The sequence below is a fragment of the Aneurinibacillus terranovensis DSM 18919 genome, from assembly GCF_000430625.1.
In the GTDB taxonomy this organism is placed as follows: domain Bacteria; phylum Bacillota; class Bacilli; order Aneurinibacillales; family Aneurinibacillaceae; genus Aneurinibacillus_B; species Aneurinibacillus_B terranovensis.
In genome coordinates, this window is record NZ_AUMJ01000044.1 from 50,440 (window position 1) to 58,969 (window position 8,530).

At 47.8% G+C, this 8,530-nt stretch carries 9 protein-coding genes and 1 rRNA gene; 8 read left to right on the forward strand and 2 right to left on the reverse strand.

Annotated elements, in window-relative coordinates; translation table 11 throughout:
* The first annotated feature begins 52 nt into the window (after positions 1-52).
* The 5 genes from H525_RS0108370 (at position 53) to H525_RS0108390 (ending at position 4,583) form a co-directional block, all read left to right on the forward strand.
* Positions 53-778, forward strand: a complete 726-nt coding sequence (locus H525_RS0108370; protein ID WP_035100400.1) for a tRNA (adenine(22)-N(1))-methyltransferase — start codon at positions 53-55, stop codon at positions 776-778.
* On the forward strand, positions 754-1,869 hold the full coding sequence (locus tag H525_RS0108375; RefSeq protein ID WP_027415843.1) for a Nif3-like dinuclear metal center hexameric protein: 1,116 nt from the start codon (positions 754-756) through the stop codon (positions 1,867-1,869). The genes H525_RS0108370 and H525_RS0108375 overlap by 25 nt, the downstream gene beginning before the upstream one ends.
* Before the next feature lie 75 nt (positions 1,870-1,944).
* Positions 1,945-2,448 carry a C4-type zinc ribbon domain-containing protein gene (locus H525_RS0108380; protein WP_027415844.1) on the forward strand — a complete coding sequence of 168 codons (504 nt, stop codon included), beginning with the start codon at positions 1,945-1,947 and terminating at the stop codon, positions 2,446-2,448.
* 74 nt (positions 2,449-2,522) lie between these two features.
* Complete coding sequence (locus tag H525_RS25470; RefSeq protein WP_027415845.1) at positions 2,523-3,737, forward strand: CapA family protein; 1,215 nt, start codon at positions 2,523-2,525, stop codon at positions 3,735-3,737.
* A gap of 108 nt (positions 3,738-3,845) precedes the next feature.
* A complete protein-coding gene (locus H525_RS0108390; protein ID WP_027415846.1) occupies positions 3,846-4,583 on the forward strand; it encodes a hypothetical protein in 738 nt (245 codons plus the stop codon).
* Positions 4,584-4,635: 52 nt separating this feature from the next.
* Here the strand turns inward: H525_RS0108390 and H525_RS0108395 are convergent, their stop codons facing one another.
* Entirely contained in the window at positions 4,636-5,934 is a 1,299-nt protein-coding gene (locus H525_RS0108395) for a TldD/PmbA family protein (protein ID WP_027415847.1), read from the reverse strand.
* Positions 5,931-7,319 (reverse strand): TldD/PmbA family protein, encoded by a 1,389-nt coding sequence (locus tag H525_RS0108400; protein WP_027415848.1) that lies wholly within the window; start codon positions 7,317-7,319, stop codon positions 5,931-5,933. The genes H525_RS0108395 and H525_RS0108400 overlap by 4 nt, the downstream gene beginning before the upstream one ends.
* 94 nt (positions 7,320-7,413) lie before the next feature.
* On the opposite strand from H525_RS0108400, the gene H525_RS0108405 reads away from it, so the two are divergent.
* From H525_RS0108405 to H525_RS0108420, 3 genes are all read left to right on the forward strand, one after another.
* Complete coding sequence (locus tag H525_RS0108405) at positions 7,414-7,671, forward strand: GIY-YIG nuclease family protein (RefSeq protein WP_027415849.1); 258 nt, start codon at positions 7,414-7,416, stop codon at positions 7,669-7,671.
* 42 nt (positions 7,672-7,713) lie between these two features.
* Positions 7,714-7,956, forward strand: coding sequence for a hypothetical protein (locus H525_RS0108410; RefSeq protein ID WP_035100402.1), 243 nt, complete (start codon positions 7,714-7,716; stop codon positions 7,954-7,956).
* 329 nt (positions 7,957-8,285) lie between these two features.
* Positions 8,286-8,530 (forward strand): 23S ribosomal RNA (locus H525_RS0108420); the annotation flags it as partial.

Below are 8,530 nucleotides of genomic sequence, written 5' to 3' on the forward strand. Positions count from 1 at the left end.
TTTCACCGACAATGGTAAGCTAGGGTAGGAACGGATAAATAAGGAGATTAGTATGATTGAAATTTCTCAACGCTTACAAACGATTGCAAACATGGTCACGCCCGGTCACCGGGCAGCCGATATCGGCTCAGACCATGCTTACCTCCCCACCTATTTAATTGAACAAAATATTTCTCCTTTTTGCATTGCCGGTGAGGTGAATAAAGGACCTTATGAATCGGCTGCAAAACAGGTGCGTGCGGCAGGTTTGACGGAAAACATTGAGGTTCGCCTTGGTGACGGTTTGGCTGTTGTTCACCCCGGCGAGGCCGACACGGTATGTATCGCCGGAATGGGCGGAAGCTTAATCGTCTCGATTCTCGGCGCTGGCCTTGAGGGATTAAATATAAAGGAACTCATTCTGCAGCCGAATGTAGCGGCCCCGCTTGTGCGGCGCTGGCTAATGAACAATGGATGGGAAATTACAGCAGAAAAAATCATAGAGGAAGACAACGTTATCTATGAAATCATGCGGGCCGTCCCCGGAGATGGAAAAGCCCCTTACACTGGCCAGGACCGCACGTTTCCCGAACTGCTCGAAATCGGCCCTTTTTTATGGAGGGAAAAGTCGCCGGTTCTTCGGAAAAAATGGCAGGAAGAGAAAAATAAGCTGCTATTCATTCAACGCAGCATGATGAAGTCCCAAGCGCCGGAGACGGAACGTAAAAAACAGGAAATTACTGAAAAAATCAAATGGATCGAGGGGGTTATCGAATGTTTGCCAGCGGACAACGCATAATTCAATATTTCGAAACGTTTGCACCTAAACATTTAGCGATGGAAGGAGATAAAATCGGCCTGCAGGTTGGGACGTTAAACAAAGAAGTTAAAAAGGTTATGGTGACCCTTGACATCCTGGAAGGGGTCGTGGACGAAGCGATTGCGCAAGGGGTGGATTTAATCGTAGCGCACCACGCGGTCATTTTTCGCCCGTTAAAAAATTTGCGCACCGATTTACCGGCCGGTCGTTTGTATGAGAAGCTGATTAAGCATGATATCGCCGTTTACATCGCCCATACCAATCTTGATGTGGCCGAGGGTGGAATCAATGATTTGATGGCTGAAGCCCTGGGATTAATAGATGTGGACATACTGGAGAAGTGGCACGAACAAAAGTTAAAGAAAATTGTCGTATATGTGCCTGCTTTCCACCTGGACGCGGTACGTGAGGCAATGGCACAGGCAGGAGCAGGCTGGATTGGCCACTACAGCCACTGTTCTTTCGTTGTAAAGGGTACCGGTACTTTTGTTCCACGGGAAGGAACCGACCCGTATATCGGCGAACAGGGCAAGCTTACCCAGGTGGAGGAAGTTCGGATGGAAACGATTATGCCGGAGGAAATACAGGCCAAGGTGATCAAAGCAATGGTGAAAGCGCATCCGTACGAAGAAGTAGCCTACGACATTTATCCGGTTGAGCAGGCTGGGACGACATGGGGCATCGGTCGAATCGGCAAACTGCCCCGCCCGATGCCGCTCGGCGATTTTGCCAGAAAGGTGAAAGAAGCGTTCGACGTCCGGGGATTGCGTGTTGTAGGCCCGCTTGACCGGGAAGTAAGCAGGGTGGCCGTGCTCGGCGGCGACGGCAACAGCTTTGTGCCAAAGGCGGTTTTCCGCGGTGCGGATGTACTTGTTACAGGGGATATTTATTACCATACCGCGCATGACGCGATGGCGGGAGGGCTGTCCCTGGTCGATCCCGGGCACAACGTAGAAAAAGTAATGAAGGAGGGTGTAAAAAAGATTCTGGAGCAAAAGATCAAAGAGGATAAGCTCGCCACCGAAGTGATTATCTCCAGAGTGAATACCGACCCTTTTACATTTCTATAAAAGTGTATAAAAGACTAAAAAGCTTATAAAAGCGAAGTATAGATTAACAGAAAGATGGAGCAGGAGAGAAGAGAAATGCTTGAGTCTAGAAAATTGTTAGAACTGCACCAGGCAAACAAACAAATCACGAAAATTGAAAACTCCTTACTCAGTTTGAAGGAGGAAGAAGACAAACTGTTAGCCGCATGCAGGAAGTACGAAGAAAAAGTCGCAAAAATCGGGGAACCGTCCGATGAGGATATAGACGGTAAAATTGAGCTGGCTCTCGCACAGCAGGAGTTGTGGATGGCGCGGAAAGAATACGAACGGTTTATGGAACAACGGTTCAATACAGAAATGGATTTGCACCAGGAGAAGGTAGTATGGAAAGAAAAAGTGGAGGAACTTGTGCAGTCAATCTCTCCTGAGGCGATCGCTTTATACGAAAAAATAGGAGAAGCGATCAAAGACCCGGTGGTGGAAGTGAAGCGCCGATCGTGTATGGGATGTTTCCTGCCGCTTTCCGTTGCCAAAATGAATGAATGGCGTAAAGGCAGAGACATCGTCCGCTGCGATGAATGCGGCCGCATCCTCGTTTAATCTAAGGTTATACCTATCGCCTGCGCCTTTCGCTTGGCGCTGGCCAAGTTTTCTTTACTAAGGGGTTTCCTACAATGAGTGAAGATTTGTATCTGCTTATGCAAAAATTATACGAGTACCGCCTTGATTTGGGCATAACCCTGCAGGAAATCGAACAGGAAACAGGAATTGACCATGAGCGGTTGAAAAGAATTGAAGAAGGGACAATCCCGATTACGGTTGAGGAAGTCGATAAACTGCTCACTTTTTACGATATCAATGCCAATTCGTTGCTATCGTATCAGGAAATGCCGACTGTCAGAAAAAAACGGGGTTTCGTCTTTGCTGTTTGGATTGTCGCACTCCTGGCGCTCGGGGTTGGCGGGTATAAATCGATTGGGATGCTGCAGGCCATGAAAAGTGCAAGCCAGTTCCGGATGAATCCGTCAGTAGACGATATTGTGAACAAGAAGCAGCCGGTTCAGAACGAAAAAACTGTCGGCGAGCTTTTTTCTGCCAACGCTTCAAACACTGCAGGGACATCAACAGGTTCTACAGATTCTACAGGTGGACAGTCCAAACATCCGTCCGCTGGCGTTGGATTTCGAATGGTGATGTTTGGCGATACTTCTTTTTACGCGGCCAAAGTAAACCCGGCTCCGCCATGTGATTTTCAGCTGATACCCATTAAAGGATTTAAACCCGATTCCGATATGCCGTCCTGGCTGTCCGATGCGAGCACGCGCACTCGGACTGCGGTTGACCTGGCAAACAATGATATCCTTAACGGCCAGAGCCGGAAAGAGGTGGACAAGGGGTTGTCTATTTTGCATAATCACCACATAACCACACTCGGCTACGGGACGAAAGACAAAGCGTTTTCCCCCGTCATTTTACAGAAAAACAACGTAAACTATGGCTTTGTGTCTTTTTCACGCCTCATTCCTGATATATCATGGAAAGCGACCCGGATGGAAGCTGGCGTGGCTGATGCGTACGGATCCCACCCGCTCAACGATATTAAGAAGGCAAAGGAGAAGGCTGATGTACTCGTTGTGTCCGTCTTTTGGGGGAAGAAAAATCAGGAAGCGCCGGAAGATTACCAGCGTCAACTAGCCCATGACATGATCGATGCCGGGGCCGACGTAATTATCGGACATCGTACTTCCAATAAAGAAGTCTATGAAAAATATAAAGGAAAATATATTTTCTACAGTGTAGGGCCTAACAAACTGGATGTCCTGTTTAATAAAGAAAAAGTCAAAGAATTGGCATTTATAAAAAATAACAAACGAACGATTATACACTAAATTGCGTCTTACTATTTTTTTATTACGTATCTGCTGCTTTCCTGTTACAATATAGGTTGTACGTGAGCTTATAGTGATGGGAAGATGAACAAAGGAGATCGGCAGTATATGAAAAAACGGTTTAGATTAGGGGCTATTGCCCTTTTCCTATCGGTAAGTTTTTTAACATCAGGATGCAATACAAAAGTGATTGAACATGAGAACCAGGCATTGAAAACGGAACTGGATAATGTTAAAAAACAACTGAACGATACAAGACAGCAAGTGAAAAATGAAACGAATCAAAATAACAATTTACAAAAAACAATTTCGCTTTTAGGCAGCGCGCCGGTTGACGAATCGCTCCTGCCCCTGCTCGGATATTACGAACAGCAGCAGGCGGCGAGCGCGTTTGAGAGCACGTATACCGCAAGCATGGACATTTTAAATACACCGAATGTCGACGATAGAGCGAAACAGATGATTATTGTACAATACGAGCACAATATGGCACCCTATGCGACGCAGGACTACATAGACGATAGGGTCAAGCGGCTGCAGGATGCGTGGGGGAACAAAAATCCGATCGGTTTCCCAAACGCGGACAAGTTAAAGGAAGTTATATTGAAGCAGAAACAGGATACGACGGCTGTGGTACAGGCGCTTATTACGCGGACGTTCACGGCTTCTCCGGCGAATACAACGAAGAGTGAGGATTATATACTTACGATTACGCTTGAAAAATCTGATTTAGGCTGGAAGCTTAAAAATGCCGTGAGCACACCTGCTCCGGCTCAACAGCCCGCATCGCCCCCGGCCAATCCGGCGGCAGCGAATACTCCGGTGCAACCCGGTCTCGGCAATTAATCAAAAACCTCGTACTTCCACCAAATGGAATGTACGAGGTTTTTTCTATCGGTTAACTTGAAACAGACAGGTGGGGAAATAGAATAGAAGGGGCGCCGTACTGGCTAGGACCGGGCGGCGAGAATTTGAAATCGTCCGCGCTTTGTTCGATAGCCGCAAATAGATCAAAGAAGTTCCCGGCGATCGTAATATCTTTTACCGGGTGAATAATTTGCCCGTTTTCTATCCAGTGGCCCTGGCACGCAAGTGAGAAATCCCCGGAGACAATATTCGTCCCCGAATGCAACCCCTGGACATCCGTAACGTAAAGCCCGTTGTGCATCGTGGAAAATAATGATTCAAGCGGGACAACCCCGTTTGGTATCTGCATCCGGTGCGGCGCGATCTGCACGGTTCCTTTGTAGCTGCGGATTCCGTGGCCGGTCGGGGTCTGCTTCATGTCTACTGCTGATTGCAGGCTGTGCAGATAGCTTTCCAAGACACCGTCCCGAACCAGGTAGAGTTTCTCCGTATTGACCCCTTCATCGTCAAACGGCACTTGTTCATATCCTGTATCCGGATCGTCGAGCAGGGTAAGGGAGCCTAATAATTTTTCTCCCAACCTTCCTTCGAGCCTTGACGTTCCCTGCAGAATGCTGCGGGCGGAAAACACGCCGCTGTATGTCGATAGAAGAGAACAAATAATTTTACGATCGAGAACGGCCGCGTAGCTGCCCGTTTTAATCGGCCGTCCGCCGAGCTTGCGGCGCGCTTTTCCGACCACTTCCTCGATTAATTCCCTCTTTGAAAACTGTCGGATATCACCAGTATAATATGCGCCGTCCGTTTCAACTTCAGCGCCGCGCTTTACTACAACGGAGAGATAAACCATGCTGTAATTTGATTCGTGAGTTTTGTCTACTCCATACGTGTTGGCAATCCGGCGCACCGCGTGCCCGCTGCTTACAAGCGCATAGGAGACAGAGGAAACTTCTTCCGCCTGGCCCGCTTCCGCTTCTAGCTGCAGTGCAAGTTCAATTTGTTTGTCGTCGGGCAGTTCGGGTTTAATGTCACGCCAATGACCTTCCTGTTTTACCTGAAACAGCGGTTCTTTTTCGTCCATAAGTGAGGCATTCGCCTTGAGCATGTCAATCAGATTATCGAATTCCTCAGGTTTCACTCTCTCGGTATACGCGTAACCGGTCCGTTCATTAAAAGTTCCCCGGATTCCGATGCCGCCGGTATTCGTCTTTTTATACGACTCAATTTTCCCTTCATACGCCTGTACGCTGAAGTTCTGTCCCTGGCTCGTAAGGATTTCCAAATCCTTAATATTCTTTTGTTTGGCAAGGGAAAATAACTGCTCGATCATGATTGGCTTCCTCCTACCGTCAGTTGGGATACACGCAGGGCCGGCTGGCCGACATTTACCGGTATGGAACCACTGATCGAGCCGCACATTCCCTGTCCGGGTTTAAAGTTATTTCCAACCATGTCGACATCGTACATGGTCTGCCTGCCATTGCCGATTAACGTGGCCCCTTTTACCGGATACGTCAGCTTACCATTTTCAATCATATAGCCTTCAAGCACCGCGAAGTTAAAATCGCCCGTTGTCGTATTCACACTGCCGCCGCCCATCGATTTCGCGTAGAGGCCGTATTCGGTTCCCGCGATCATATCATCGAGTTTATCTGTGCCCGGCAAAATGTAGGTGTTCGTCATGCGCGAAGTCGGGGCGAACCGGTACGACTGCCGTCTGGCTGAGCCGGTCGGGGCCATACCCAACCTCCGTCCGCCGAGCTTGTCGATTAAATAGCCCTTTAAAATTCCTTTTTCTATAAGCGAATTGCGCTGGGTGTGTGTGCCTTCATCGTCAATATGAAGCGAGCCCCATTCATTCGGAATCGTTCCATTATCTATTGCTGATATTTTTTCGCTTACGACCTGTTGGTTGAGCTTACCGGCATATGGGCCGTTTCCTTTGGCAACAGCGGTCGCTTCCATTCCGTGCCCGCATGCTTCATGGAAAATAACGCCGCCAAACCCGTTATCAATCACAACAGGCATTTTTCCGCCAGGACACGGTCTGGCTTCGAGCATGCGTACGGCGCTATCGGCCGCCGTCTCTGCGATATCGCGGAGATCGATCTCGGAGTAGAACTCAAACCCTTTCGATGCGCCCGGTGCCAGGTAACCCCGCTGCTTTTGCTCTTGGTCTGCGGCGATCACTTCGACAAACAGGCGGGTTCTTACCCGTTTGTCCTCGGCCCATAGTCCGTCAGAGTTGGCGATCAGCACCCGCTGTGTTTCATCGAAATAGCTGGCTTTTACCTGGCTGACCGATTTATGGTAGTCGAAGGCATGCCTGGTGACCCGGGATAGCACATCCCTTTTTCGTTCAATGGACACCACCCGTGGATCAATGGTGGCGATATGGCGGGGCACGATCAATTCTTTCTTAAATGTGATGGTCCGGTTGACCGTCTGCCGGTTTTTAGCGGCCTGAGAGAGGAGGGCGGCAATCTCGATTAAATGATTTTCCTCTTCATTGTTCGTGTATGTATATAGATAATCCACGCCGTTAAAAATGCGAATCCCGATCCCGAAGTCCTGCCCTGAACGGGCCTTTTCGATTTTTTCTTTTACCATGGAAAGGTGTTGTTCGATTTTGTTTTCCACGTAAATTTCCGCGAAATCTCCCCCGTGTGAGAGCGCGGCCTGCAGTACGCGTTCCACCAGTTTTTGCTGTAGCATGTGGATTACCTCTCTTCTAAAATTTCATTTAATTTTATTGTATGATATTGATTATACGTTGTGGGAAGTAATTGAGAAAGGATTTGTCAGAATTATGTATTATGTTTATATCATCCGCTGCAAAGATTCATCTTTATATACAGGATATGCGGCAAATGTCGAAGAGCGAATCAAAAAACATAATGAAGGAAAAGCAGCCCGTTATACTCGCGGCAGGGGGCCTGTCGAGCTTGTTTATGTTGAAGAGGTGCCGGACAAAAGGGATGCGATGCGCCGGGAATATGAAATCAAGCAGTTCAGTAAGGGGAAAAAAGAAATCCTTGTGCGCAATTGGAAAAATAAATTTGTGTAATTTTTATTGAAAGGGGCATTTTAAATACGGGAGGTGATAATCATGGCAAAACGCAATAACAACTTCAATGCTAACGCAGATGCGCGCCAGCAAAACATGACTGCTCAAGCAGCGGGAACTACTGCAGGTACTGCAGCAGGAGCTAATGCAGCAGGCGTGAATGCGGCAGGATTTAACGATGTTGAGTTTGGCAGTGAAACGAACGCTCAGGCTGTTCGCCAGAAAAACCAGCAATCTCAAATGAAAGCTGCTAACAACGCGGCGCAGCAAAACGCTACGAAGTAAGTTATCTCCCTCAAGCCCCCGGTGATATTCACCGGGGTTCTTCATTTTCATTGGGATTTTTCTCATCTAAAACCATTTTTATCTCTATAAAAAAGAGTTGCTTCTTTCTTGTACGTGTGATATATTAATAAATGTCGCTACAAGATGCGGCAGCTTAATAAGTGAAACAAAACGAGGAAAACAAGGATAAAAAATTTCTTCACTTTTTCTTTGATGTACCTTGAAAACTGGATACAGAAAAAACAAAGCGCAATAGGAAAAATCCAAACTGCCTTTAGGTTTAATTTTGCTTGTATCGAACAAGAGCGGCAGGAGGAGCGAGAAGATCGGGTTAAGCTATAAAGGGCGCACGGTGGATGCCTAGGCACTAGGAGCCGATGAAGGACGCGACGAACGGCGATACGCTTCGGGGAGCTGTACGTAAGCTTGGATCCGGAGATGTCCGAATGGGGAAACCCCCTGCCCGTAATGGGGCAGGACTCCCATCTGAATTCATAGGATGGGCAGAGGCACACCAGGGGAACTGAAACATCTAAGTACCCTGAGGAAAAGAAAACAATAGTGATTCCCTCAG